Source organism: Rouxiella sp. WC2420 (genome assembly GCF_041200025.1).
GTDB lineage: Bacteria > Pseudomonadota > Gammaproteobacteria > Enterobacterales > Enterobacteriaceae > Rouxiella.
In genome coordinates this window covers 4,385,979-4,412,384 of sequence record NZ_CP165628.1, presented here as the reverse complement: position 1 = coordinate 4,412,384, position 26,406 = coordinate 4,385,979, and the positions used below count along the sequence as shown (strand labels likewise).

Annotated in this window: 18 protein-coding genes, 1 tRNA gene, 3 rRNA genes and 1 other annotated feature; of the genes, 13 read left to right on the top strand and 9 right to left on the bottom strand. The window is 50.4% G+C overall.

What is annotated here, in order from left to right; translation table 11 throughout:
• Positions 1-12: 12 nt before the first annotated feature.
• From trmD to tyrA, 4 genes are all read left to right on the top strand, one after another.
• Positions 13-756, top strand: a complete 744-nt coding sequence (gene trmD, locus AB3G37_RS20450) for a tRNA (guanosine(37)-N1)-methyltransferase TrmD (RefSeq protein WP_009639222.1) — start codon at positions 13-15, stop codon at positions 754-756.
• Between the two features lie 77 nt (positions 757-833).
• Entirely contained in the window at positions 834-1,196 is a 363-nt protein-coding gene (rplS, locus tag AB3G37_RS20445) for a 50S ribosomal protein L19 (RefSeq protein ID WP_009639221.1), read from the top strand.
• A gap of 339 nt (positions 1,197-1,535) precedes the next feature.
• Positions 1,536-2,612 carry a 3-deoxy-7-phosphoheptulonate synthase gene (locus tag AB3G37_RS20440; protein ID WP_009639220.1) on the top strand — a complete coding sequence of 359 codons (1,077 nt, stop codon included), beginning with the start codon at positions 1,536-1,538 and terminating at the stop codon, positions 2,610-2,612.
• 7 nt (positions 2,613-2,619) lie between these two features.
• Entirely contained in the window at positions 2,620-3,741 is a 1,122-nt protein-coding gene (tyrA, locus tag AB3G37_RS20435; RefSeq protein WP_009639219.1) for a bifunctional chorismate mutase/prephenate dehydrogenase, read from the top strand.
• Between the two features lie 72 nt (positions 3,742-3,813).
• Here tyrA and pheA read toward each other — a convergent pair whose 3' ends face one another.
• The 4 genes from pheA to bamD all read right to left on the bottom strand — a co-directional run bounded on the left by pheA (position 3,814) and on the right by bamD (position 6,617).
• Positions 3,814-4,971 carry a bifunctional chorismate mutase/prephenate dehydratase gene (pheA, locus tag AB3G37_RS20430; RefSeq protein ID WP_009639218.1) on the bottom strand — a complete coding sequence of 386 codons (1,158 nt, stop codon included), beginning with the start codon at positions 4,969-4,971 and terminating at the stop codon, positions 3,814-3,816.
• 70 nt (positions 4,972-5,041) lie between these two features.
• Positions 5,042-5,164, bottom strand: a sequence feature (Phe leader region).
• Positions 5,116-5,163 (bottom strand): hypothetical protein, encoded by a 48-nt coding sequence (locus tag AB3G37_RS20425; RefSeq protein ID WP_193791627.1) that lies wholly within the window; start codon positions 5,161-5,163, stop codon positions 5,116-5,118. It overlaps the preceding feature by 48 nt.
• Before the next feature lie 139 nt (positions 5,165-5,303).
• Positions 5,304-5,642 carry a ribosome-associated translation inhibitor RaiA gene (raiA, locus tag AB3G37_RS20420; protein WP_009639217.1) on the bottom strand — a complete coding sequence of 113 codons (339 nt, stop codon included), beginning with the start codon at positions 5,640-5,642 and terminating at the stop codon, positions 5,304-5,306.
• A 243-nt stretch (positions 5,643-5,885) separates the two neighbouring features.
• On the bottom strand, positions 5,886-6,617 hold the full coding sequence (gene bamD / locus AB3G37_RS20415) for an outer membrane protein assembly factor BamD (protein ID WP_009639216.1): 732 nt from the start codon (positions 6,615-6,617) through the stop codon (positions 5,886-5,888).
• A 129-nt stretch (positions 6,618-6,746) separates the two neighbouring features.
• Here bamD and rluD point away from each other — a divergent pair, with 129 nt between their 5' ends.
• The 8 genes from rluD (at position 6,747) to AB3G37_RS20375 (ending at position 18,465) form a co-directional block, all read left to right on the top strand.
• Entirely contained in the window at positions 6,747-7,724 is a 978-nt protein-coding gene (rluD, locus tag AB3G37_RS20410; RefSeq protein ID WP_369788934.1) for a 23S rRNA pseudouridine(1911/1915/1917) synthase RluD, read from the top strand.
• Positions 7,724-8,458 (top strand): purine nucleoside phosphorylase YfiH, encoded by a 735-nt coding sequence (gene yfiH / locus AB3G37_RS20405; RefSeq protein ID WP_369788933.1) that lies wholly within the window; start codon positions 7,724-7,726, stop codon positions 8,456-8,458. The genes rluD and yfiH overlap by 1 nt, the downstream gene beginning before the upstream one ends.
• Before the next feature lie 131 nt (positions 8,459-8,589).
• Positions 8,590-11,163, top strand: a complete 2,574-nt coding sequence (gene clpB, locus AB3G37_RS20400) for an ATP-dependent chaperone ClpB (protein WP_369788932.1) — start codon at positions 8,590-8,592, stop codon at positions 11,161-11,163.
• A gap of 528 nt (positions 11,164-11,691) precedes the next feature.
• Positions 11,692-13,234: ribosomal RNA gene (locus AB3G37_RS20395) — 16S ribosomal RNA — on the top strand.
• Between the two features lie 139 nt (positions 13,235-13,373).
• Positions 13,374-13,449: transfer RNA gene (locus tag AB3G37_RS20390), tRNA-Glu, on the top strand.
• Between the two features lie 257 nt (positions 13,450-13,706).
• A 23S ribosomal RNA gene (locus AB3G37_RS20385) occupies positions 13,707-16,613 on the top strand.
• Positions 16,614-16,736: 123 nt separating this feature from the next.
• Positions 16,737-16,852 (top strand): 5S ribosomal RNA (rrf, locus tag AB3G37_RS20380).
• The 16S, 23S and 5S rRNA genes sit together here with 1 tRNA gene alongside, the layout of an rRNA operon.
• A 314-nt stretch (positions 16,853-17,166) precedes the next feature.
• Positions 17,167-18,465: an MFS family transporter gene (locus AB3G37_RS20375; RefSeq protein WP_369788931.1), complete on the top strand. Its 1,299-nt coding sequence runs from the start codon at positions 17,167-17,169 to the stop codon at positions 18,463-18,465.
• 77 nt (positions 18,466-18,542) lie between these two features.
• On the opposite strand, the gene pssA is transcribed toward AB3G37_RS20375, so the two are convergent.
• From pssA to trxC, 4 genes are all read right to left on the bottom strand, one after another.
• A complete protein-coding gene (gene pssA / locus AB3G37_RS20370; RefSeq protein WP_037378319.1) occupies positions 18,543-19,898 on the bottom strand; it encodes a CDP-diacylglycerol--serine O-phosphatidyltransferase in 1,356 nt (451 codons plus the stop codon).
• A 127-nt stretch (positions 19,899-20,025) separates the two neighbouring features.
• Entirely contained in the window at positions 20,026-22,674 is a 2,649-nt protein-coding gene (locus AB3G37_RS20365; protein ID WP_369788930.1) for a bifunctional acetate--CoA ligase family protein/GNAT family N-acetyltransferase, read from the bottom strand.
• A 30-nt stretch (positions 22,675-22,704) separates the two neighbouring features.
• Positions 22,705-23,409: a tRNA-uridine aminocarboxypropyltransferase gene (locus AB3G37_RS20360; RefSeq protein WP_369788929.1), complete on the bottom strand. Its 705-nt coding sequence runs from the start codon at positions 23,407-23,409 to the stop codon at positions 22,705-22,707.
• 158 nt (positions 23,410-23,567) lie between these two features.
• Positions 23,568-23,987: a thioredoxin TrxC gene (gene trxC, locus AB3G37_RS20355; RefSeq protein WP_037378341.1), complete on the bottom strand. Its 420-nt coding sequence runs from the start codon at positions 23,985-23,987 to the stop codon at positions 23,568-23,570.
• Between the two features lie 223 nt (positions 23,988-24,210).
• Between trxC and AB3G37_RS20350 the strand changes: the two genes are divergently transcribed.
• The gene (locus tag AB3G37_RS20350; RefSeq protein ID WP_369788928.1) at positions 24,211-25,347 is read left to right on the top strand and encodes a tRNA/rRNA methyltransferase; all 1,137 of its coding nucleotides are present in this window, start codon (positions 24,211-24,213) and stop codon (positions 25,345-25,347) included.
• 99 nt (positions 25,348-25,446) lie between these two features.
• Here the strand turns inward: AB3G37_RS20350 and AB3G37_RS20345 are convergent, their stop codons facing one another.
• Positions 25,447-26,388, bottom strand: coding sequence for a cupin domain-containing protein (locus AB3G37_RS20345; protein WP_369788927.1), 942 nt, complete (start codon positions 26,386-26,388; stop codon positions 25,447-25,449).
• Positions 26,389-26,406 lie beyond the last annotated feature (18 nt).

Here is a 26,406-nt window from a genome sequence, read left to right as displayed (position 1 = left end):
GAGGATTAGGCTATGTGGATTGGTATAGTTAGCCTTTTCCCCGAGATGTTCCGCGCAATCACCGATTACGGGGTAACTGGCCGGGCAGTTAAGAATGGCCTGCTGAGCGTAGAGTGCTGGAGTCCTCGTGACTTCGCCTACGATCGGCATCGTACCGTGGACGAACGCCCTTACGGCGGCGGACCGGGAATGCTTATGATGGTGCAACCTTTGCGGGAAGCGATTCATACAGCTAAAGCAGCGGCAGGCGAAGGCGTGAAAGTGATTTATCTTTCACCACAAGGACGCAAACTTGACCAGCAAGGCGTTTGCGAACTGGCGGCTTACCAGAAAATTGTTCTGGTATGTGGTCGCTATGAAGGGATCGACGAGCGCGTAATCAAAACCGAAATTGATGAAGAATGGTCAATTGGCGATTACGTACTTAGCGGTGGGGAGTTGCCAGCTATGACGTTGATTGATTCAGTGTCCCGTTTTATACCGGGCGTTCTGGGTCATCATGCTTCGGCAGAAGAAGATTCTTTCGCCGATGGATTGCTGGATTGTCCCCATTATACCCGTCCTGAAGTGTTGGAGGGCATGGAAGTACCGCCGGTTTTACTGTCGGGAAACCATGCAGAAATACGTCGCTGGCGTTTGAAGCAGTCGTTGGGTCGTACCTGGCTTAGAAGACCTGAACTTCTGGAAAACCTAGCTCTGACTGACGAGCAACAGGTGTTACTGAAAGAGTTCCAACGGGAACATCGCATCAGTTAACAAAACTAATAAGAGAATATTTGAGCCTGGCTCAGGATTCTCTCGATTATCAGTTTACCTAGGGTAAGAGATATATTATGAGCAATATCATTAAGCAAATTGAACAAGAGCAGATGAAGCAAGACGTACCTTCATTCCGTCCGGGTGACTCGGTCGAAGTGAAAGTATGGGTTGTTGAAGGAAGCAAGAAGCGTCTGCAGGCATTCGAGGGCGTGGTTATCGCTATCCGTAACCGCGGTCTGCATTCTGCATTCACTGTTCGTAAAATTTCCAACGGCGAAGGTGTTGAGCGTGTATTCCAGACTCACTCACCTGTAATTGACAGCATCACTGTTAAACGTCGTGGTGAAGTTCGTCAAGCGAAACTGTACTACCTGCGTGAACGTACCGGTAAATCAGCGCGTATCAAAGAGCGTCTTAACCGCGTTAACGCACGATAATATTCTCAAGTGTTATATAAACGGCCCGCCTAGCGGGCCGTTTTTTTTTGCCTGAAAAGCATAAAGTTGAGGATGAGGTAGTGATGTGTAATGATTTATTTACACGCAGTGTGTGGTTGAAATTAAATTCAAGTCCGATAAATGGGTTTTATTGCTATTTTGGTGCTGTTTTATATGGTTTTTTGAGTTTTTCGCCCTGCTGTAAACTTTGTCGCGTATTTTTGGCTTGTTGGTAATTTAAAGTTTACACCTGATGTTTGAAAAGTTTACAGGCTGTGTTATCTTTGACCGCAGTGCTGCACAACAGCAAAAAATTTAAATTTCTCGTGGATATCCATCATGCAAAAAGACGCCTTGAACAACGTGCACATCAGCGCAGAAGAAATACTCATCACGCCGGAAGAGCTGAAAAACAAGTTTCCATTAAGTGTGGAAAACCAAACCAGCATCGAGCAGTCACGCCAGACTATCGCCAACATCATCCATGGTCGCGATCCACGCCTGCTGATAGTTTGTGGTCCGTGCTCCGTTCACGACCTTGATGCCGCAATAGATTACGCACGTCATTTGAAAACCCTTTCTGAAGAACTCAGCGATCGCTTGTACATCGTAATGCGCGTTTACTTCGAGAAACCGCGCACTACCGTGGGATGGAAAGGGCTAATCAACGATCCGCACATGGATGGCACCTTCGACGTCGAAGCCGGTTTACACATCGCGCGTAATCTTTTGCTGCAACTGGTGAGCATGGGCCTGCCAATCGCGACAGAAGCGCTGGATCCGAATAGCCCGCAGTACCTGGGCGATCTGTTCAGCTGGTCCGCTATTGGTGCGCGAACTACCGAATCACAAACGCACCGCGAGATGGCCTCGGGCCTGTCGATGCCGGTGGGCTTTAAGAATGGCACTGACGGTAGCCTGGGTACCGCAATCAATGCCATGCGTGCAGCCGCAATGCCGCACCGTTTTGTGGGCATTAATCAGGCCGGTCAGGTTTGTCTGTTGCAGACGCAAGGGAATCCAGACGGTCACGTGATCCTGCGCGGCGGTAAAACACCAAACTACAGCGCCGAAGATGTGCAAGACTGTGAAAAACAGATGCAGGATGCGGGACTCCGCCCGTCCTTGATGATAGATTGCAGCCATGGCAATTCAAACAAAGACTATCGCCGCCAGCCGCTGGTTGCCGAATCGGCCATCAGCCAGATTAAAGCCGGAAATCGTTCAATTACCGGGTTGATGTTGGAGAGCCATCTTAATGAAGGCAATCAATCTTCAGAGCAACCGCGTGCCGAGATGCGTTACGGCGTATCAGTGACCGATGCCTGCATTAACTGGGAAACCACGCAAACCCTGTTGCGTAAAATGCATCAGGAACTGGGTGATTCGCTGGCAGCAAGAATTTCAGGAGAATAAACGTTTTATGGTGGCCGAACTAAACGCATTGCGTGACCAGATAGATGAAGTCGATAAGGCGCTATTGGATCTTTTAGCTAGACGCTTGCATCTGGTTGCAGAAGTCGGTGAAGTTAAGAGCCGCTATGGCTTGCCGATTTATGTGCCCGAGCGTGAGGCTGCGATGCTGGCTTCTCGTCGCCAGGAGGCGGTTAATCTTGGCGTTCCGGCCGACCTGATTGAAGACGTTTTGCGCCGCGTGATGCGCGAATCTTATTCCAGTGAAAATGATAAAGGTTTTAAAACGCTTAATCCTGCGCTGCGCCCTGTGGTTATCGTTGGTGGCAAAGGGCAAATGGGGCGTCTGTTTAACCGCATGCTCGAACTTTCCGGTTATCAGGTGAAAATTCTGGAACAGGAAGACTGGCCGCAGGCTGAAAGCTTACTCGCCGATGCGGGGATGGTGATTGTCAGCGTTCCCATTCATTTAACTGAAAAGGTCATTGCGCGCCTGCCGAAACTGCCGGGCGATTGTATTCTGGTTGATTTGGCCTCGATCAAGAATAAGCCGTTGCAGGCGATGCTTGCTGCGCACGAAGGTCCAGTCGTTGGACTGCACCCGATGTTTGGACCTGATGTCACCAGTCTGGCTAAACAGGTGGTGGTCTACTGTGATGGACGCGAACCAGAAGCTTACCAATGGCTACTTGAGCAGCTACAGGTTTGGGGCGCGAGACTGCATAAAATCAGCGCCGTTGAACACGATCAAAATATGGCATTCGTGCAGGCATTACGCCACTTTGCAACTTTTGCCTATGGCCTGCATTTGTCGGAAGAGAATGTCGAGATTGAGCAACTGCTAGCGCTGTCTTCGCCAATTTACCGATTAGAACTCGCAATGGTAGGGCGGCTATTTGCGCAGGACCCTCAGCTTTACGCAGACATTATTATGTCATCAGAGAATAATATCTCGTTGATTAAACGCTACTATCAGCGTTTTGGTGATGCGCTGGCACTGCTGGAAACTGGCGACAAGCAGGCATTTATCGAGAAATTCCGTAAGGTTGAAGACTGGTTTGGCGATTATGCGCCGCGTTTCTTGAAAGAGAGCGGTTCATTGCTGCGTCAGGCCAACGATATTCGTCGTTAATGCTCCGCATGTGATAAATAAAAAGGCCAGGCGATTAAACGTCTGGCCTTTTTGCTTTTAATTTTTCAAAGATTATTCTGGGTTGACCGCGACCACGTTTTCACTCGGATAGCAGCCCAGTACCTTGAGCGAGCGGGTAATTGGACTCAGATTACGTAGTGCTTTTTCCATGGCTTCGGAACGCAGATTGGCCTGCACATCGACATAAAACATCTCTTCCCACGGGTTACCGTTGATTGGGCGTGATTCCAGCTTAGTCATGATGATCCCTTGTTCGCGGAACACCATCAAAGCATCAACCAGCGCGCCCGACTGTTGTCCGGTGGCCATAATTAGTGTGGTTTTTGCCGGAACTTGCTCCGTCACATCGATAGATTTGCGCGCCAGCACGATAAAGCGGGTGATGTTCTGCTTCTGGTTAGCCAGGTTATGCTCAAGCACTTGCAAGCCATACAAAGCGCCACCGGCTTCACTGCCCAGCGCCGCAACGTGAGGTGATTTAGCCGCGGCCACTTTTTCCATTGCTGCTGCGGTACTCTCGCAGTATTCAATTTTCCAGTGTGGGAAGCGATTAATAAACTGGCTACACTGCTGAAAAGGCTGAGGATGGCTATAAACGGTTTCAATTTTCGACAGGTCGGTGTCGGCAGATACCAGCACGCAGTGATCTATAACGTTAGTTAGCTCGCCGACGATAGATAGGCTGGTGTGTTGCAGCAAGTCGTAAACGTCATTGATAGAACCTGAGCTGGTATTTTCAATTGGCAAAACGGCATATTCCGCCTGGCCGGTTTCGACTTGGGTAAAGATGTCCTGAAATTTCAGGCAACCGCATTCGATAAACTGGTCGAAATGACGAGCGGCGTATTGGCGGGCAGCCAGATGAGAGTAAGAGCCTTTTGGACCAAGAAATGCGATACGCGCGGAGCCGGAAGCTGTGTTGTTCAAATGTTGTTGCAGCAACGCCTGTTGGGTCAGCACCGAATCTTCAATGATCAACTGAAATACGCGAGTGATGTAATGGCCATCGAGATCGTGCTGCTTTCCCTCAATAATCAGTCGGTTAAGCAGTTCGCGTTCGCGTTCAATATCACGAATAGGGCGGTGGGTATGCATTTTAGCCTGGGCAACTTCAATTGCCATGCCGCGTCTCTCGGCCAGCAACGCCAGCAGCTTGACGTCGAGGGCGCTGATGCGCTCACGCAGATCCAGTAACGGGTTTTCACTCATCGGTTATGCCTTTTTAATTGTCTGGTCTGAAGGCGATTAGCGCTTCAGTTTTACCTGTCTCAAAACATATAAAAAAAAAGCCTCCCGGTGGGAGGCTTTTTGTTCGTCTTCGCATTCTTTCTTATACGACGAAACGCCTCCCAGTCAGGGGAAGGTAAAAAAGAATGCGAAGAAAAACGGTTTGATGCTCATCTGCTGCTGGCGACTCTATAGGTTGTAAGCCTTTAAGGTACCCTCTGGCTTTAAATGCTGTCAATAAGATTTAAAAAAAACGCGCTCGTGTGAGCGCGTTGGTTTCATTGCAGGGCCGTGACCCGGTCGAGCGTAGAGAGCTATTCCTCCTCTAATGGCAGCAAGTTGATGTCTTTGACACAACTTTCAGCTCTGCGTGCTTCGCCTTTATGCTGAACCTTGTTCAGTTGGCGCTCGAGTTTTGCAATCAGCTCATTCACCGCGGCATACATGTCGTCGTGTGATGCGCTGGCAACCAGAGGGCCATTGGCGGTGCCAATTGTCGCATCTGCAACAAAACCCTGTGGTTCTTTAGAAAGAACGATGTGTGGATTAATTAACTGAGTCTGCCACTTTTCCAGTTTTTTTAGACGGTCTTCGACGTGTTCCCGAATCGCAGTAGTGATGTCCATTTGCTTGCTGGTAATGTTTACGATCATATTAACTTCCCTCTTTGTCTTTCCGTCTGGGTAGAACCAGCATACCGTCCTTGGCGACAAAATGTGTGATCTTAATCACACTTTTTTGTCACTTTTTGTCAATAACAACTAAATTGTGATTTCGGTAAGTTATGTGGTGAAAGGGGGTTGAAGACGCTGGCAGATTGCCGCATTATCAAAGAGATAAATGCAAAAAAAAACGGCAGCCGCGGCCACCGTTTTAAACACACAGGGGAAAAATTATCAGGCAGGATTCTGCGCGATGACTTTAGCAACCTTGTCTGCTTCGGTATTCAATTGCAATTCTCTGTAAGCATTTTCCATCAGCGGCAGCGCATCACGCGTTGCTTTAGTATCCGGATAATTCTTCATCATTTGCTCAACACGATTAACAACGGCGACGTAAGCCTGACGTTTAGTGTAGTATTGCACCACTGACAATTCATATTTAGACAAACGGTCTTTCAGGAACACCAGACGCTTGTTGGCATCTGCTGCATACTGACTGTTTGGATATGAATGGAGCAGCTGGCTAAAATCGCGGAACGCAGCGATAGCATGCTGCGGATCACGGTCTGAGCGATCGACACCAAAGAATCCTTGCAGTGCATTTTCATCCAACGCCATATCTGTCAGGCCACGCATGTATATGACGTAGTCGATGTTTGGATGAGTTGGATTCAAACGCATGAAGCGATCGATAGAGGCTTGGGCAAGTGGCAAATCTGGCGACTTGTAATAAGCATAAATCAGATCCAGCTGCACTTGCTGTGAGTACGGCCCAAACGGATAGCGGTTATCCAACGCTTCCAGTTGCGCAATCGCACCTTTGAAGTTACCGTCCTGCAATTTCTGCTGGGCGGTCGCGTAAAGGACGTTTGGCGGGTTATCGGGGACCGCTTCTTTGGTACTGGAGCAACCTACCAGCGCCAGACTCAACGTGGCTGCTGCCACCAGATATTTCACACGCGTCATGACGTTTTGATTATCCTCAGGTGTTATTCTGGGAGACTGTCCGTTAAGCTCCCGACAAAGACCAGCTACAATAGCACATTATTTTAAACGGCATCGCCGTGAAAACCCAAGGTTACCCAAGAGCACCATATGGCACAACAAGTAGAACTCACGGCGACGGTTGCCGAAACACAACTCGGTCAACGGTTAGATCAGGCTTTGGCCGAATTGTTCCCTGATTATTCAAGATCTCGAATAAAAGATTGGATTCTTGAAGAAAGGGTCACAGTTAATGGCAAAACTGTCTCGAAACCTAAAGAAAAAGTGTTGGGTGGCGAGATTATCGCAATCAATGCACAAATTGAAGAGGAAGCTCGCTGGCTGCCTCAGGACATTGCGCTTGAAATCGTTTATGAAGATAGCGATATTTTAGTCATTAACAAACCGCGCGATCTGGTTGTACACCCTGGTGCCGGTAATCCAGATGGTACCGTGCTTAATGCTTTGCTGCACTACTATCCCGAGATAATTGATGTCCCTCGTTGCGGTATCGTTCATCGTCTGGACAAAGATACTACTGGCCTGATGGTCGTAGCGAAAACCGTGCCGGCACAAACTCACTTGGTTGATGCTTTGCAACGTCGCGAAATTACCCGCGAATATGAGGCCGTGGCGATTGGTAACATGACAGCAGGGGGAACGGTGAATCAACCTATCTCCCGCCACAGCACCAAGCGCACGCACATGGCAGTCCACCCGATGGGCAAACCGGCCACCACGCACTACCGCATTATGGAGCATTTCCGGGCACACACGCGTTTGCGTTTGCGCCTGGAAACTGGCCGTACTCACCAGATCCGTGTACACATGGCGCACATTGACCATCCTCTGGTCGGCGATCAGCTTTACGGTGGCCGTCCTCGCCCGCCGAAAGGCGCATCCGATAACTTTATCCAGCAGTTGCGTACCTTTGACCGCCAGGCGCTGCACGCGACTATGCTGCGTCTATTCCACCCGGTTACAGGTATCCAGATGGAGTGGCACGCGCCATTGCCACAGGATATGGTTGATCTGATCAGTGCACTAAAAGCCGATACCGAAGAGTTCAAGGACCAGATGCATTGGTAATGCCTGCATTGATCTTTCCCCAGTGGCCGCAGCCAGATTCGGTGCGGTCCTGTTCAACGACGCGACAGGGCGGTGTGAGTTTGCCGCCTTACGCGTCATTGAATCTTGGCTCTCACGTTTCCGACGTCCCCGAACATGTGGCAATTAACCGCCAACGTCTGATTGAACTCGCCTCGTTGCCTGCAGCGCCCCATTGGCTTGAACAGGTTCACGGCACCGACGTGGCTCGCCTGACTCGACAAACTCCTCATCAAAACATTCGTGCTGACGCGGCCTATACCGATGAACCGGGCGTAGTTTGTGCGGCAATGAGCGCAGATTGTCTGCCGGTACTGTTTTGCAGCAGGGAAGGGGATGAAGTTGCCGCGGCGCATGCCGGATGGCGGGGGCTTAACGCAGGCGTGCTCGAAAACACTATTTCGGCATTTCGCGCCAAACCCGAGCATCTCATGGCCTGGTTCGGTCCGGCGATTGGCCCACAGCAGTTTGAAGTGGGCGGCGAGGTCAAAGAAGCGTTTATGGCTTCCGATCCTCTTGCGGCTTCGGCCTTCACGCCTTTTGGTGAAAAATATCTAGCTGATATCTATCAGTTGGCTCGCCTGAGGTTACAGGCTGCAGGTGTCTCACTAATCTTTGGCGGCGATCGCTGCACCGTTGGCGAATCCTCTCATTTCTTCTCTTATCGACGCGATGGTATTACCGGACGTCTGGCAAGTTTGATTTGGCTGAGATAACCTAATAAATCAAGGCGATCCAGAAAAGCATGACGTTGTATTCATAATATACTGACAAAATAACCTTGAAATCGTGAGGGATGACCTCATCTAATCTCCAGTAGCAATTTTGTTCAGTATTTGGAGGTGTTATGCGTCTGGATCGTCTTACCAGTAAATTCCAGCTTGCCCTCGCCGATGCCCAGTCTCTCGCACTTGGGCGCGACAACCAATTCATCGAACCTGTCCACCTGATGAGCGCTCTGCTCACGCAGGAAGGGGGAACTGTTCGTCCTTTATTGACCTCTGCGGGCGTTGACGCTCAACGAGTTCGCACGGACGTCGATCAGGCATTGGCGCGTTTACCGCAAGTTGAAGGAACCGGTGGTGATGTTCAACCATCAAGCGAACTGGTTCGTGTTTTAAATCTGTGTGACAAATTATCGCAGCAGCGTGCTGATAAATTTATCTCTTCCGAGCTTTTCCTGCTGGCGGTGTTAAAAGACCGCGGCGTATTGACTGACCTGTTGAAGGCTAGCGGTGCAACGGCAGAAAAACTCGACGCGGCTATCGATCAAATGCGAGGTGGTGACAAAGTGGATGATCAGGGAGCCGAAGACTCGCGTCAGGCTTTAAAGAAATTCACCATTGATCTGACCGAGCGTGCCGAGCAAGGCAAGCTGGATCCGGTTATTGGTCGTGATGAAGAAATTCGTCGCACCATTCAGGTCCTGCAGCGCCGTACTAAAAACAATCCGGTGCTGATAGGTGAGCCGGGAGTCGGTAAAACTGCGATCGCCGAAGGTCTCGCACAGCGCATCATTAATGGTGAAGTGCCAGAAGGCCTGAAAAATAAACGTGTCCTTTCTCTGGACATGGGCGCGCTGGTGGCTGGTGCCAAATACCGCGGTGAGTTCGAAGAGCGTCTGAAAGGGGTGCTTAACGATCTGGCCAAGCAGGAAGGCAATGTCATTCTATTTATAGATGAACTGCATACTATGGTCGGCGCGGGTAAGGCAGACGGCGCGATGGATGCCGGTAATATGCTCAAGCCTGCACTGGCGCGTGGTGAACTGCACTGTGTCGGCGCGACTACGCTGAACGAGTATCGTCAGTTTATCGAGAAAGATGCAGCGTTAGAGCGTCGTTTCCAAAAAGTGTTTGTAGCCGAGCCATCTGTCGAAGATACCATTGCGATTCTGCGTGGCCTGAAAGAGCGCTATGAGCTTCATCACCATGTGCAAATAACTGACCCGGCTATTGTGGCGGCAGCAACCTTGTCTCATCGCTATATTTCCGATCGTCAGTTACCCGATAAGGCTATCGACCTTATAGATGAAGCGGCATCCAGTATTCGCATGCAGATGGACTCCAAACCAGAATCTTTGGATCGTCTTGACCGTCGTATCATTCAGCTGAAGCTTGAACAGCAGGCATTAAAGAAAGAGTCGGATGATGCCAGCATCAAGCGTCTTGAAATGCTGAATACCGAACTTGAGCAGAAAGAGCGCGAATACTCGGGGCTTGATGAAGAGTGGAAAGCCGAGAAAGCATCTCTGACCGGCACGCAGAATATCAAAGCCGACCTCGAGCAGGCGAAAATAACGCTCGAGCAGGCACGCCGCGTTGGTGACCTTGGGCGCATGTCCGAGCTGCAATACGGCAAGATCCCTGAGTTGGAGAAACAGCTTGCGGCGGCTACCCAGGCTGAAGGCAAAACCATGAAGCTGCTGCGCAACCGCGTAACGGATGTGGAAATTGCCGACGTGCTGGCGCGTTGGACCGGGATTCCCGTGGCAAGAATGCTGGAAAGCGAGCGTGAAAAACTGCTGCGCATGGAAGATGATTTGCATAAGCGCGTCATTGGCCAGAACGAAGCGGTTGATGCGGTTTCGAATGCTATCCGCCGTAGTCGCGCGGGGTTGTCGGATCCGAATCGCCCAATCGGCTCGTTCCTGTTCCTCGGTCCTACCGGGGTCGGCAAAACCGAACTCTGTAAAGCTTTGGCGACATTCCTGTTTAACAGTGATGACGCGATGGTGCGTATCGATATGTCAGAGTTTATGGAGAAACACTCAGTTTCACGGCTGGTGGGCGCGCCTCCGGGATATGTCGGTTATGAAGAGGGCGGTTATCTGACTGAGGCAGTCCGTCGTCGTCCTTATTCTGTCATTCTGCTGGATGAAGTAGAAAAGGCGCATCCTGATGTATTTAACATTCTTCTTCAGGTCTTGGATGACGGACGTCTGACCGACGGGCAAGGTCGCACTGTTGATTTCCGTAATACTGTAGTGATCATGACCTCGAACCTTGGTTCTGATGTCATCCAGCAGCATTTTGGTGAAGCAACCTATGCGCAGATGAAAGAATCGGTGATGGAAGTCGTGACCAATAACTTCCGCCCTGAATTTATCAACCGTATAGATGAGGTGGTGGTATTCCATCCACTGGGTCACGCGCATATCAAACATATCGCGGAAATCCAGTTGCAGCGTCTTTATAAACGTCTGGAAGAGCGCGGTTACAGTGCACACCTCACGGATGCAGCTCTGGAACTGCTGGGTAATACCGGGTTTGACCCTGTATATGGTGCGCGTCCGCTTAAACGTGCCATCCAACAGGAAATCGAGAATCCGCTGGCTCAGCAAATTCTCTCTGGCAAGCTGATTCCAGGCAAACCGATTACTATAGATGTAGAGAATGACCATATAGTTGCTAAACAGTAACTCTCTAATAAGGAGATCTCAGGTTTTCTGTCCTGAGTAATTCCTGATAAAAAGGGGCCGAATCACAATTTGGCCCCTTTTTTGTTGCTTTATTATCCGAAATCAAACGAATCGTTGAATTAATGAGCGGTCAGTAATTTATTTCGAATAAACGCTTGCGGCTCCTCAGAAACTCCCTATAATGCCGCTCCATCGACAGGGAACAACGCAGCAGCAACGCGGTGTGAACAAGTCGGAAAGCATTAAAAATGATGATGACCGCGAAAATAAACGGTTGACATCAAAAGAGGAAAGCGTAGAATACGCCACCTCGAGTTAGCAAGCGAAAGCGCGTAACTCACTGCTCTTTAACAATTTATCAGACAATCTGTGTGGGCACTCACAAGACGATATCAGCCACTTCGGTGGCAACAGAATATCAAAGGCAGCAATGCCAAGTCTTAGAGTGACCAAGCAGTAATTCATTTTTGAATTATTACGAAAGTAAACTTTGAGCACCGCTTAACTTGTTTAAGCAAATCGAACTTTTAATTGAAGAGTTTGATCATGGCTCAGATTGAACGCTGGCGGCAGGCCTAACACATGCAAGTCGAGCGGTAGCACGGGAGAGCTTGCTCTCTGGGTGACGAGCGGCGGACGGGTGAGTAATGTCTGGGAAACTGCCTGATGGAGGGGGATAACTACTGGAAACGGTAGCTAATACCGCATGATGTCGCAAGACCAAAGTGGGGGACCTTCGGGCCTCACGCCATCGGATGTGCCCAGATGGGATTAGCTAGTAGGTGGGGTAATGGCTCACCTAGGCGACGATCCCTAGCTGGTCTGAGAGGATGACCAGCCACACTGGAACTGAGACACGGTCCAGACTCCTACGGGAGGCAGCAGTGGGGAATATTGCACAATGGGCGCAAGCCTGATGCAGCCATGCCGCGTGTGTGAAGAAGGCCTTAGGGTTGTAAAGCACTTTCAGCGAGGAGGAAGGCGTTGTTGTTAATAGCAGCAGCGATTGACGTTACTCGCAGAAGAAGCACCGGCTAACTCCGTGCCAGCAGCCGCGGTAATACGGAGGGTGCAAGCGTTAATCGGAATTACTGGGCGTAAAGCGCACGCAGGCGGTTTGTTAAGTCAGATGTGAAATCCCCGAGCTTAACTTGGGAACTGCATTTGAAACTGGCAAGCTAGAGTCTTGTAGAGGGGGGTAGAATTCCAGGTGTAGCGGTGAAATGCGTAGAGATCTGGAGGAATACCGGTGGCGAAGGCGGCCCCCTGGACAAAGACTGACGCTCAGGTGCGAAAGCGTGGGGAGCAAACAGGATTAGATACCCTGGTAGTCCACGCTGTAAACGATGTCGACTTGGAGGTTGTGCCCTTGAGGCGTGGCTTCCGGAGCTAACGCGTTAAGTCGACCGCCTGGGGAGTACGGCCGCAAGGTTAAAACTCAAATGAATTGACGGGGGCCCGCACAAGCGGTGGAGCATGTGGTTTAATTCGATGCAACGCGAAGAACCTTACCTACTCTTGACATCCACGGAATTTGCTAGAGATAGCTTAGTGCCTTCGGGAACCGTGAGACAGGTGCTGCATGGCTGTCGTCAGCTCGTGTTGTGAAATGTTGGGTTAAGTCCCGCAACGAGCGCAACCCTTATCCTTTGTTGCCAGCACGTAATGGTGGGAACTCAAAGGAGACTGCCGGTGATAAACCGGAGGAAGGTGGGGATGACGTCAAGTCATCATGGCCCTTACGAGTAGGGCTACACACGTGCTACAATGGCGTATACAAAGAGAAGCGAACTCGCGAGAGCAAGCGGACCTCATAAAGTACGTCGTAGTCCGGATTGGAGTCTGCAACTCGACTCCATGAAGTCGGAATCGCTAGTAATCGTAGATCAGAATGCTACGGTGAATACGTTCCCGGGCCTTGTACACACCGCCCGTCACACCATGGGAGTGGGTTGCAAAAGAAGTAGGTAGCTTAACCTTCGGGAGGGCGCTTACCACTTTGTGATTCATGACTGGGGTGAAGTCGTAACAAGGTAACCGTAGGGGAACCTGCGGTTGGATCACCTCCTTACCTAAAGATACGCATTGTGCAGTGTCCACACAGATTGTCTGATGAAATTAACGAGCAAGAGCACCTGTTGATGCAGTGGGGGAAACCCTGCGCTGATACGAAAACGTGTCGAGTCAGTGATTCGAGACGGCATTTTCGTGTCCCCATCGTCTAGAGGCCTAGGACACTGCCCTTTCACGGCTGTAACAGGGGTTCGAATCCCCTTGGGGACGCCATCCGATAATGTGTGAAAGACATTATCACTCTGCACCTTCACGGGTCAGAAACTATCGTAAAGATGACTTTATTGAGTCGTGTTTACGATATTGCTCTTTAACAATCTGGAACAAGCTGAAAAATTGAAATGATACAGCTGAACATAACTCTCCGTAGAAGTTTTGAGTTATGCGCACCTGTATTAGAGTCTCTCAAATAATCACGGCTACGAACGGCGTCACTCTTTATGAGTTTAAAAGACACCTTCGGGTTGTGAGGTTAAGCGACTAAGCGTACACGGTGGATGCCTAGGCAGTCAGAGGCGATGAAGGGCGTGCTAATCTGCGAAAAGCGTCGGTAAGGTGATATGAACCGTTATACCCGACGATACCCGAATGGGGAAACCCAATGTGATACGTCACATTATCGCATGGTGAATACATAGCCATGCGAGGCGAACCGGGGGAACTGAAACATCTAAGTACCCCGAGGAAAAGAAATCAACCGAGATTCCCCCAGTAGCGGCGAGCGAACGGGGAACAGCCCAGAACCTGAATCAGTTTGTGTGTTAGTGGAAGCGTCTGGAAGGTCGCACGGTACAGGGTGATAGTCCCGTACACAAAAATGCACAGATTGTGAGTTCGATGAGTAGGGCGGGACACGTGACATCCTGTCTGAATATGGGGGGACCATCCTCCAAGGCTAAATACTCCTGACTGACCGATAGTGAACCAGTACCGTGAGGGAAAGGCGAAAAGAACCCCGGCGAGGGGAGTGAAATAGAACCTGAAACCGTGTACGTACAAGCAGTGGGAGCCTACTTTGTTGGGTGACTGCGTACCTTTTGTATAATGGGTCAGCGACTTATATTTTGTAGCAAGGTTAACCGTATAGGGGAGCCGTAGGGAAACCGAGTCTTAACTGGGCGTCAAGTTGCAAGGTATAGACCCGAAACCCGGTGATCTAGCCATGGGCAGGTTGAAGGTTGGGTAACACTAACTGGAGGACCGAACCGACTAATGTTGAAAAATTAGCGGATGACTTGTGGCTGGGGGTGAAAGGCCAATCAAACCGGGAGATAGCTGGTTCTCCCCGAAAGCTATTTAGGTAGCGCCTCGTGAACTCATCTTCGGGGGTAGAGCACTGTTTCGACTAGGGGGCCATCCCGGCTTACCAACTCGATGCAAACTCCGAATACCGAAGAATGTTATCACGGGAGACACACGGCGGGTGCTAACGTCCGTCGTGAAGAGGGAAACAACCCAGACCGCCAGCTAAGGTCCCAAAGTCATGGTTAAGTGGGAAACGATGTGGGAAGGCATAGACAGCCAGGATGTTGGCTTAGAAGCAGCCATCATTTAAAGAAAGCGTAATAGCTCACTGGTCGAGTCGGCCTGCGCGGAAGATGTAACGGGGCTAAACCATGCACCGAAGCTGCGGCAGCGACGCTTAGGCGTTGTTGGGTAGGGGAGCGTTCTGTAAGCCGTTGAAGGTGGTCTGTGAGGGCTGCTGGAGGTATCAGAAGTGCGAATGCTGACATAAGTAACGATAATGCGGGTGAAAAACCCGCACGCCGGAAGACCAAGGGTTCCTGTCCAACGTTAATCGGGGCAGGGTGAGTCGACCCCTAAGGCGAGGCCGAAAGGCGTAGTCGATGGGAAACAGGTTAATATTCCTGTACTCGGTGTTACTGCGAAGGGGGGACGGAGAGGGCTAGGCTAGCCGGGCGACGGTTGTCCCGGTTTAAGCGTGTAGGGGTGTAGACTTGGTAAATCCGGTTTACTTTAACCCTGAGGCGTGATGACGAGCCACTACGGTGGTGAAGTAGTTGATGCCGCACTTCCAGGAAAAGCCTCTAAGCATCAGGTAACATTGAATCGTACCCCAAACCGACACAGGTGGTCAGGTAGAGAATACTCAGGCGCTTGAGAGAACTCGGGTGAAGGAACTAGGCAAAATGGTGCCGTAACTTCGGGAGAAGGCACGCTGTCGCTAGGTGGAGGAACTTGCTTCCCGAGCCGAAGACAGTCGAAGATACCAGCTGGCTGCAACTGTTTAATAAAAACACAGCACTGTGCAAACACGAAAGTGGACGTATACGGTGTGACGCCTGCCCGGTGCCGGAAGGTTAATTGATGGGGTTATCCGCAAGGAGAAGCTCTTGATCGAAGCCCCGGTAAACGGCGGCCGTAACTATAACGGTCCTAAGGTAGCGAAATTCCTTGTCGGGTAAGTTCCGACCTGCACGAATGGCGTAATGATGGCCAGGCTGTCTCCACCCGAGACTCAGTGAAATTGAACTCGCTGTGAAGATGCAGTGTACCCGCGGCAAGACGGAAAGACCCCGTGAACCTTTACTATAGCTTGACACTGAACATTGAGCCTTGATGTGTAGGATAGGTGGGAGGCTTTGAAGCGTGGACGCCAGTCTGCGTGGAGCCAACCTTGAAATACCACCCTTTAATGTTTGATGTTCTAACTCGGCCCCGTGATCCGGGGTGAGGACAGTGTCTGGTGGGTAGTTTGACTGGGGCGGTCTCCTCCTAAAGAGTAACGGAGGAGCACGAAGGTTAGCTAATCACGGTCGGACATCGTGAGGTTAGTGCAATGGCATAAGCTAGCTTGACTGCGAGAGTGACGGCTCGAGCAGGTACGAAAGTAGGTCATAGTGATCCGGTGGTTCTGAATGGAAGGGCCATCGCTCAACGGATAAAAGGTACTCCGGGGATAACAGGCTGATACCGCCCAAGAGTTCATATCGACGGCGGTGTTTGGCACCTCGATGTCGGCTCATCACATCCTGGGGCTGAAGTAGGTCCCAAGGGTACGGCTGTTCGCCGTTTAAAGTGGTACGCGAGCTGGGTTTAGAACGTCGTGAGACAGTTCGGTCCCTATCTGCCGTGGGCGTTGGAAGATTGAGAGGGGCTGCTCCTAGTACGAGAGGACCGGAGTGGACGCATCACTGGTGTTCGGGTTGTCATGCCAATGGCATTGCCCGGTAGCTAAATGCGGAAAAGATAAGCGCTGAAAGCATCTAAGCGCGAAACTTGCCTCAAGATGAGTCTTCCCTGGGACTTCGAGTCCCCTGAAGGGACGTTTAAGACTAAGACGTTGATAGGCTGGGTGTGTAAGTGCAGCGATGCATTGAGCTAACCAGTACTAATGACCCGAGAGGCTTAACCTTACAACACCGAAGGTGTTTTAGAGAGACGAGACGAAAGTTTCAATGAAAATCAGCTTGTTCAAAGATTGATTCTGATGGCTGCCCTGAATAATGGGGAGAGCGGTTGGAATGAAACAGAATTTGCCTGGCGGCAGTAGCGCGGTGGTCCCACCTGACCCCATGCCGAACTCAGAAGTGAAACGCCGTAGCGCCGATGGTAGTGTGGGGTCTCCCCATGCGAGAGTAGGGAACTGCCAGGCATCAAATTAAGTACGAAACCTCAGCGCAAGCTGGGGTTTTTTGCTGTCGATGATTTAAGAAAAAAAGCGCGAGGGCGGGTCAAGAGCCGGTCAGGAACGCAAAAAAAGAGGGCCCCTGTCTGACGACAGGGGCCCTTTTGCTGTTGCAATTTACGCCGAGATTGCTCACAAAACAGTTATTTAATCTAATAAATAGGCAATAATTCTCGCCTTTACCCCCTGTTTCCTGCTTAACTAGATACTCATATTGCATAAAAAATCATATAAAGAAGTCCTTTTATCCTTTGGACTGAGAAAAGCAGGAGATAATAATAATGACCGAAATTACACGTTCAACATCGCAGGAGTTGGCAGATAAGGATAAGAAAAGCCGAATATTTGCCATTGTCGGAGCCTCATCCGGCAACCTGGTAGAATGGTTCGACTTTTATGTTTATTCATTTTGTTCAATTTACTTTGCCGCATCATTCTTCCCAAGCGGAAATAGCACTACACAGTTGCTACAAACGGCAGGCGTATTTGCCGCTGGTTTTTTTATGCGCCCAATAGGCGGCTGGTTATTTGGTTATATTGCCGATAAACACGGCCGTAAAAGCTCTATGCTGATCTCCGTATGCATGATGTGTGCTGGATCGCTGGTGATCGCTTGCCTGCCAACCTACGAGGCGATTGGTGCCTGGGCTCCGGCCTTGTTGCTGTTTGCTCGACTGTTCCAGGGGCTGTCGGTTGGTGGCGAGTACGGCACCAGTGCAACCTATATGAGTGAAGTTGCCATCAAAGGACGCCGCGGTTTTTATGCCTCATTCCAGTACGTCACACTAATAGGCGGTCAATTACTGGCGTTAGTGGTACTGCTCGGCCTGCAACAGTTACTCTCAGGAGACGAGCTGAGAGCCTGGGGATGGCGTATACCTTTTGCTCTTGGCGCGCTACTGGCCGTCGTTGCACTATTTTTACGCCGTTCACTGAATGAAACGTCTGATGAGAAAACCCGTGCCCACAAAGACGCAGGCAGTTTAAAGGGCCTATGGAAACACAAGAAAGCCTTCCTGATGGTGTTGGGTTTCACCGCTGGCGGATCGCTGAGCTTCTATACTTTCACCACATATATGCAGAAATATCTGGTGAATACTGCAGGAATGAATGCAAAGACTGCCAGTGGATTAATGACTTTGGCACTGTTCGTCTTTATGTTATCGCAGCCGATTGTCGGGGGATTATCCGATAAAATAGGTCGGAAGAACTCAATGTTAATATTTTCTGGCTTTGCAACGTTGCTGACAATTCCTATTCTATATACTCTGCAAAGTGTCACTAACCCTTATTTAGCGTTTACACTCATTGTTATTGCGCTGGCAATTGTGACCTTCTATACCTCTATTAGTGGCTTATTAAAGGCTGAGATGTTTCCTGCAGAAGTACGAGCATTGGGAGTCGGATTATCTTACGCGGTTGCGAATGCTGTATTTGGAGGATCGGCCGAGTTTGTTGCACTAAGCCTAAAGTCATGGAATATCGAAGAAGTCTTTTTCTGGTATGTTTCTGGCATGAGCCTGATTGCGTTTATCGTATCGATGCGCCTGAATGCCAAAGGTAAAGAGATTCAGTTATAGTGGGTTAACTATCTGATATAAAAGTATTTATAAAAAGGGCCTCTTTGCAGGCCCTTTTTAAATTGGAGACGGTTTTATTACAAAATACGGCTGATTAAGCGGTCAATACGAATACGACGCAGTCGACGAATCAACTTACGCACCTTAACCGGATAATTTGGAATACTCTCAAGCTCCATATAATGTGAAACAATCTCAGTATGTTCACGGATATTATCTAGTTCTTTCTGGCGTTGGACTCGCATCTCTTTATTAGGATCGTGGATTAAAATCGCATTTTCCAGATCGAGACGCCAGGCGCGCGGATTAAGGTTATTACCTGTAATAAGCTGCCAGCGGTCGTCCACCCATAGACCTTTAAGATGATAACTATTGTCGCCATCTTTCCACAGTCTGACAATTAATTGGCCGCTGTCGATAAAGCGTTGCAGTCGACTCAAGAAGCGGCGAAGGTTTATTTCATAAAGATAAGGCAGGGCACCAATAATCTTGAACGGCTGATCCTGAGGTATATAAAAATCATTAGCGGTTTTATCGCCGACGATAATTTCCACCTGTTTACCGCGACGCAGCAGACCCATAATATTGCGAGCCAGCAAGGCGGGCATATTGAAGTAAGGCGTACAGAGCGTCAGTTTCTCGTCAGTACTGGCCATCAGATGAAAAATAGTCTGGTTAAGATTATTTTGTTTGCCTAAACCTACCATCGGCGTGACTGCCAATTCATTCTCTGAGGCAGCATCTTTGAAATGATAGCTGCAATCGCGCAGATTTTGACGGAACTGGCGAGTCTCATTTTTGATCTCCGGACTTTTCGGACGATCTTCACGATCCAATCGCTGCACAGCATTGTCGCTAAGCAATGACTTCTTGATATAGTCGACCATGCTGTTTGCCAGCTGCGGATTGGTCAGCAGGTGATAGCGGTCAAAACGGTATTTATCATGCCGATGAAGATAAACGTCATTCATGCTCGCACCGCTGTAAACCACGCAATCATCAACGATATTGCCTTTTAAATGCAGTACGCCCAGCGCTTCACGAGTATTGACCGGTACACCATAAACCGGAACAGATACGTCAGGATTTTCCTGCGCCATACGGCAATACCAGTCAGCATTGGTGTTGGTTGCGGCCGCGCCGATACGGCCACGCTGAGCGCGATGCCAGTCAACCAGAATGCAGACCTCCAGCTCGGGACGCTGACGTTTTGCTTCATAAACTGCTGATAACACATCTCGCCCGCCGTCATCGTTCTCCAGATACAGAGCAACCAGATAAATCCGTTGGGTAGCGTTGGCGATGACCTCAAGCAGCGTCGTACGGAAATCTGTGGCACTGTACAGTGTTTTTACAGCATCAATCGATTGGGGGAGTTTGGGTAATTGAGCAAGATGTTGTTGATGTTTGTTTCGTTTAAATTTAGACAACATCACAGTGCGCTTCTTCTCTCTTAATGAATGGCAATTGCGGTGCAAAATTGATAAAACTGACCGCACAATCGGTCGATAATACCATTAGTCTCCACCGATGTGCGCAAGTTTTGCCTGCAACGCCGTCTTAAATCTGTAACGGAAGGGAAAGACTCACGATCCCCTCAGATAACTGGACGTCCACTTCAAAGCCTAATTTTCGGGCCAGCGCCAGCATGCCGCGGTTGTTTGGCATAGTGATTCCAGCTAAACGTTGGATTCCGTGCTCGGTGGTATAGGCAATCATTTTCGACAGCAGTCGACCGCCAAGACCCAGACCTTTTAAGTCGGAACGGACCAGTACAGAAAACTCGGCATCAATATTGTCGGGATCAGAGATGGCGCGCGTGACGCCAATAATCTCGATTTCGTGAGTCTGTCCGCGAACCGCAACAAACGCCATTTCACGATCGTAGTCGATTTGCGTCATATTCGCTAAATCTTCGTGGGTAAACTCATTGATTTCGCTAAAGTAGCGATAATAAAGATCCTCTTTGGTAACCTTCTGGATAAACGCTTTCAGCAGCGGCTCATCTTCCGGCAGAATCGGGCGGAACAGACAGGTCGAACCGTCTTTCAGCTCGACTCTTTCCTCAAGACGCTGTGGATAAGGTCGAATTGCCAGCCGCGACTGCTGGCGGTCGGTGTCCGGACTGAGTTGCAGAGCCACATCAAGAAGAGTCAGTTCATTACCCGAGGCCAACAGAGGATGAATAGTCAATTCGGTGATTTGCGGGCAGTCGATAATCAGATTGGAAACCTGCACCAATAAACGGCTAAGTGCAGGAATATCCAAGGGGCGCAGGGCGTTACGTTCGCGGATCTTGCCGCTTTTTAGCCCTTGAAGGACAAGATAACTTGCTAACGCCATATTGAGCGGCGGCAGCGCAACAACTGCGTGCTGTTCAGGAAGCCATTCGATGCCGCCTTCACCCAGCATAATTAGCGGGCCGAACACGGCATCATACTGCACAACAATTCTCAGCTCTTGAGCACCGGGCCTGTTAGCCATAGTTTGTACTAACAAACCATTGATACGTGCCTGCGGAAAAGCCCGCTTGGCACGGTCAAATATGGCGTCTGCAGCCTGGCTAACCTCTTCAGGCGTACGCAGATAAAGCATGACGCCCTGCACCTCGGAATTGTGGTCAATATCCGGCGATCGCAGCTTCAGCGCTACCGGATAGCCCACGCGGCCGGCAATTTCTACCGCTTCGCTGCTGTCGCTGGCAATCCAGGTCGGCAATACCGACATGCCATAATCTTTGAATATTGCCCGTACTTCGTGGGTATCAAGTCTGTTAGCGCCGTCTCGCAATGCCTGATCAATCAGCCTATGCGCGCCATCGGTGTTCTTATTAAGGTCCAGTGGCAGAGAAGGGGTCTCTTTTAACTGTTTCTGGTTGCGGCGATATTCAACCATGTGCATAAACGCCGTCACCGCGCCCTCGGGGGTGCGATAAGTTGGCAGACCTGCCTCGGTAAAAAGCTTACGGGCTTCGATGGAAGAAAACTCGCCACACCAGTTGGTCAACAGAGTGACCCGTTTACCGCGAGGATGCTGATTAATCGTCTCGATAGCTTTTTCGGCAGTGATAGTGCCGGGAGATGCCGCACTTGGGGCATGAATTACCAGCAGTGCGTCATAATCCTGGGAATCTAGAAGTGTAGTAAGCACTAACTGATAAAGCGCAGGGCTGGCGTCATCGCGCAGGTCCAGGGGATTCCCAACCACAATATTATCGGGTAACAGACTGTGCAGCCGTTGCACGGTTTCATCGTCAAGAGTCGCCAGCTTACCGTGATTGCTTAACAGCTGGTCTAACGCCATTGCAGCCGGAGCAGCTCCGTTACTAAGGATAAGCAAGCGCTCACCTCGCAGCGGGCGCATGTGACTCAGCGTCTCTACTGCGGAGAACAGCTCATGTGTGTCTTGCACGCGCAGCAGGCCCGCACGTTGGATGGCCGCGTCGTAGGCGGCATCAAGGCTTAACGGGCTGTTCAATAGTTGTTGCGCCTGGGCGCTGCGCCCGCTTTTGATCACCAGAATCGGTTTATTACGAGATGCGCTGCGGGAAGCCGAAAGGAATCGCCGCGCATCGCTGACATGTTCGACATAAAGCAGGATAGCGCTGGTTTTGCTGTCGCGGGCGAGAAAATCCAGCAGATCGTCGACGTCGATATCCAGACTATCGCCGAGAGAAATAAAGTAGGAGAAGCCGACTGAACGCTGCTGTGCCCAGTCCAGAATAGTATTCGCCACCGCGGCTGACTGGGAAATAAACGCCAGTTTGCCGGGTAAAATCGGCACCGGTGAGAAGCTGGCATTAAGCCCCAGCCACGGTGCTAAAATGCCCAGACTGTTAGGCCCCAGCAGGCGCATTGAATAACGCTGAGCGGTGCTTTTCAGCTCGGCAAACTGCTGTTGATGGGAGGAAAGGACGATGACTGTCTTGCAACCGCGTTCGCCGAGTTGTTCGAGCAATGGCAAGTTTCTATCAGCGCGGGTACAAATCACTGCCAAATCGGGAGTCATCGGCAAACTGGCGACATCGGGATAGGCCAGCACGCCGCAAACCGCCTGCCATGAGGGAGTGACTGGCAACACCGGTCCTTTGAATCCTCCCGCCAGCAGGTTTCGCATCATCAGATAACCGGCGCGCCCGGGTTTATCCGATGCCCCCAGTACTGCAATCGATTTTGGTCGTAATAAAGCTTCTAACCCGCGCTGGCTCATCCTACCTCCTGTTAAAGATATAATGGGATTCTAGAGGCTTTCTTCGCAATTTGCTGTGAGTTGATGCACCGGATGATGAGGTTTTCCGGCTAAATATTTAGTCCTAAACAGTTCGAATAGCGCTGACATGCTCTCAGAGGCCTGAATATCACCGGATTTTTCCAGTAAAGCTGCTGCGACCTCTACCGTACAATGCTGATCTGCGCGCGGCGATTCGCGCAATACATAGTTAGATTTTGCGCTGACATCGAGTGAAAACACCGGTAAGCCGTCCAAATATGGACTTTTGCGAAACATTTTTCTCGCCTCGTTCCAGGTTCCATCAAGCATGATAAATAGCGGTGGCTTGCTGTTCTGAGGCAGTTCGGTAAATACCTGGCGTGGTGCTTTGACAAAAGAGGCCGGGAATACCACATAAGGCTGCCGCGCAGGATCGGCAATGGCCGCCAGCAAAGCTGGATCGGTTTCCATCCGTGACCACATAAATGCCTGAGTATCCGGCAGTATATCGGCAATCAAGCGCCCGGTATTGCTCGGTTTAAGCGGCTCGGTATCGAACATCACCAGACAAAAGCGGCTTTTCGCCAGCTGTGGTGCGATTGTGCCGCACAGGCAGTTGCGCATCGGAAGCAAACACGATTGACAGCGGATCACGCGTGAGCCACGTGCCAAATAGGGGCGAGTTGATTTTGCGAGGCGCTGGGCGCGCAAGCGCAGTACGGCATTGTCCGGCATTGAAGATCCTGCAGCGGTAAATCGGACTATTGTAATCGGATGTGGTGTTGACCGGTAGTGTCTGGCGACTTGGATGATAAAAATGCGAGGCATCGCGGAGGATGGGGATAAAAAATGGCCCCGGCAGACAATGCAGGGGCCGAGCAGGTCGTTATGCGTTACAATGATTCATTGAGCCATTGGTTAAACGGCGCTTTAGGCATTGCACCGCTTAACTGATCAACCATTTTACCTTGGTTGAACACCATAATGGTCGGAATGCTGCGAATACGAAAACGCGCGCCAAGTTCAGGTTCGGCTTCAGTATTAATTTTGATAAAGCGCACTTTACCTGCACGTTCGCCTGCAACATCTTCAAAGATGGGCGCGAAGTTAACGCAAGGACCACACCACGGTGCCCAGAAATCAATAACTACCGGCAAATCATCTTGCAGGTATTTATCCAGAGTTGCCGCCGTGGCATGGACCACTTCACCTTCAAACAGCGGGTGACCACAACGGCCACATTTGGCACCGTCGTCAATGCGTTCTTCAGACAAGCGGTTAGTCGCTTGGCATGATGAGCAAATCGTATTAATAGTCATAGTTAAGCCTCTGTCATTGAGACCGTATCCTGTCACCAAAAAACTTGATTGATGGCTAAGATACGAAAATATTCTGATAATTATGCGGTTTGCCTGCAATGTGAACAATGCGATTTACCCAATGAATACGATAGTTTTAAGCTTTTGGTCCAAAGCAGGTGGCTTACCACTCAGACATCAGGTAATCTTCGCGCCCAGCGCGTAGGTGGAGAGAAAAATGAACGATTCATTCAGTGGAAAGAACGGCAAAGTCAAAGTGATGTACGTCCGCAGTGACGACGACGGCGATAACCGAAATAAAGATCAACGTCCTTCGAACAATAAAGGACGTCCAGGTGATAAAGCTCGCCCGGGTTCCCGTCCCTTTGAAGGTCGCAACAATGAACGTCGCGGCAGTGACTCACGCGGTGAATCGCGCGGTCCTGATGCACGTCGCGGTGACTCGCTTCCGAGTCGCCCGGCAAGCCGACCAGGCCGTGATACTGAAGGCTCAGGTTCATCTTCCCCGTGGGAAAATTCCTCACCGTGGAAAACCGTTTCTCGTGCACCTGATGATGAGTCAGTGCCGGATCACGGTGGCATCAGCGGTAAGAGCTTTATAGACCCTGAGCAGCTGCGTCGTCAGCGTCAGGAAGAAACCCGTGTCTATGGCGAAAACGCCTGTCAGGCACTGTTTGCAAGCCGTCCGGACTCAATCGTTCGCGCCTGGTTTGTGCAATCGGTCACGCCGCGCTTTCGTGAAGCCCTGCGTTGGATGGCGGCTAACCGCAAAGCGTATCACGTAGTTGAAGACGATGAGCTGGCAAAAGCATCAGGCACCGAGCACCACGGTGGCGTATGTTTCTTGATCAAAAAGCGTCAAGGTCTGGATGCAGAGACTTATCTGCAAACCGCACCGGCCAAAGACTGTGTGCTGGCGTTGGAAAACGTCGGTAACCCGCATAACCTCGGCGGTATCATGCGTACCTGTGCGCACTTTGGTATCAACGGAATGCTGGTTCAGGACCCCGCTCAGCTGGAGTCCGGTGCAGCAGTGCGTACCGCTGAAGGTGGTGCAGAACACGTTAAAGCGATTGTTGCAGACAACTTTATTGATGTGCTGGACAGCTTCCGTAAAGCCGGTTACACCATCGTAACCACTTCCAGCCACAAAGGGACTGCACTCGGTAAAGCCGAATTGCCGGCCAAAATGGTGTTGGTATTAGGTGAAGAGAGCGACGGTTTGTCTGATAGCGCATGGCAGCAGGGTGACCTGAACGTCGCTATCGGCGGCACCGGTAAGGTCGAAAGCCTTAACGTTTCGGTTGCGACCGGCATTTTGCTGGCCGAATGGTGGCGTCAGAATCAGGGCTGATTTTTCAATGGCCTGACTTAAAACCTCTCATCGTTTGATAGTGGCGAGGTAAATAGAATGGACGCCAGGTGCGTCCATTTTTGCTTTTAAACCTCTGAGCTATTGTTGTTCTATGGCGTTTGCTGACAATCTCAGGCCGAGCTGTTGGCGATATTCCCCCGGTGTTATTCCAGAAAAACGTTTAAACGCCCGACCTAAAGTAATCGCCGAGTCATAGCCAACACGGTCTGCAATGTTAGTAAGCGTTAACTGGGGATGGCGCAAGAAACAGCGCGTTCGATACATTCGCCATTGTGTCAGGTAATCTCCCGGTGTTTCGCCGGTTACTGCCTTAAAGTGAACGGCAAAAGACGATCGCGACATTCCTGCCTCAGTTGCCAACGTTTGCAGACTCCACTGTTGAGCAATATCTTGATGCATACGTTTAACCACGCTGCTGAGCCTGGCATCTGCCAGTGCCGCAATCCAGCCACGTTGTGTTTGCTCACGCAGACAGTGCGCTCTGATAGCTTGTACAAACAGCACATCGGCCAGTCGGCTAATGACAATGCGCGATCCCAGATTTTGCTCAACCGTCTCAATTGCCAGCAGTTTCAGCGTTGCCTCGAGCAGTGGTGAGCGTGTCGCATCAGCCGGAATAGCGATTGCAGGGGGCAATAATGACAGCAGCGGTTCTGCTCCTGCACTGTCAAAAGTGAAATAGCCGCAGAGAATATCGGCGGCCTCGCCTTCACCACCAAAGCTGAGATTCTTGCCCTGACAATCGGCAAATATATCTTCACACCATCGCGTCGGGCTGGCGGGGTTATCGGCCAGAGAAAATAAAATATTAGGCTGGACCAGAAAACCTTCACCCTGGCGCAGTTCAATAGGCTGATCCTGACCTTCAACTATCAGCCAGCCATGGCCAGAGACAATAAAACCGAAACGAATAGAGGCGCTTTTAACAAAGCTAACGCCCCATGGCGCACAGGGTATCAGGCGAGAATACAGCGCGGATTGCAGGCGCATGGCGGCAAATACGTCGTCGAGAGGATCCATAGCAGGCTCAATAATGTG

Bases quoted from the DNA above. Each gene is read 5' to 3' on its own strand.
- pheA (WP_009639218.1), bottom strand. From the start codon at position 4,971: ATGAGTGAAAACCCGTTACTGGATCTGCGTGAGCGCATCAGCGCCCTC.
- AB3G37_RS20365 (WP_369788930.1), bottom strand. From the start codon at position 22,674: ATGAGCCAGCGCGGGTTAGAAGCTTTATTACGACCAAAATCGATTGCA.
- rplS (WP_009639221.1), top strand. From the start codon at position 834: ATGAGCAATATCATTAAGCAAATTGAACAAGAGCAGATGAAGCAAGAC.
- AB3G37_RS20350 (WP_369788928.1), top strand. From the start codon at position 24,211: ATGAACGATTCATTCAGTGGAAAGAACGGCAAAGTCAAAGTGATGTAC.
- AB3G37_RS20440 (WP_009639220.1), top strand. From the start codon at position 1,536: ATGCAAAAAGACGCCTTGAACAACGTGCACATCAGCGCAGAAGAAATA.
- pssA (WP_037378319.1), bottom strand. From the start codon at position 19,898: ATGTTGTCTAAATTTAAACGAAACAAACATCAACAACATCTTGCTCAA.
- tyrA (WP_009639219.1), top strand. From the start codon at position 2,620: ATGGTGGCCGAACTAAACGCATTGCGTGACCAGATAGATGAAGTCGAT.
- bamD (WP_009639216.1), bottom strand. From the start codon at position 6,617: ATGACGCGTGTGAAATATCTGGTGGCAGCAGCCACGTTGAGTCTGGCG.
- clpB (WP_369788932.1), top strand. From the start codon at position 8,590: ATGCGTCTGGATCGTCTTACCAGTAAATTCCAGCTTGCCCTCGCCGAT.
- yfiH (WP_369788933.1), top strand. From the start codon at position 7,724: ATGCCTGCATTGATCTTTCCCCAGTGGCCGCAGCCAGATTCGGTGCGG.
- AB3G37_RS20345 (WP_369788927.1), bottom strand. From the start codon at position 26,388: ATGGATCCTCTCGACGACGTATTTGCCGCCATGCGCCTGCAATCCGCG.
- AB3G37_RS20360 (WP_369788929.1), bottom strand. From the start codon at position 23,409: ATGCCGGACAATGCCGTACTGCGCTTGCGCGCCCAGCGCCTCGCAAAA.
- trmD (WP_009639222.1), top strand. From the start codon at position 13: ATGTGGATTGGTATAGTTAGCCTTTTCCCCGAGATGTTCCGCGCAATC.
- raiA (WP_009639217.1), bottom strand. From the start codon at position 5,642: ATGATCGTAAACATTACCAGCAAGCAAATGGACATCACTACTGCGATT.
- rluD (WP_369788934.1), top strand. From the start codon at position 6,747: ATGGCACAACAAGTAGAACTCACGGCGACGGTTGCCGAAACACAACTC.
- AB3G37_RS20375 (WP_369788931.1), top strand. From the start codon at position 17,167: ATGACCGAAATTACACGTTCAACATCGCAGGAGTTGGCAGATAAGGAT.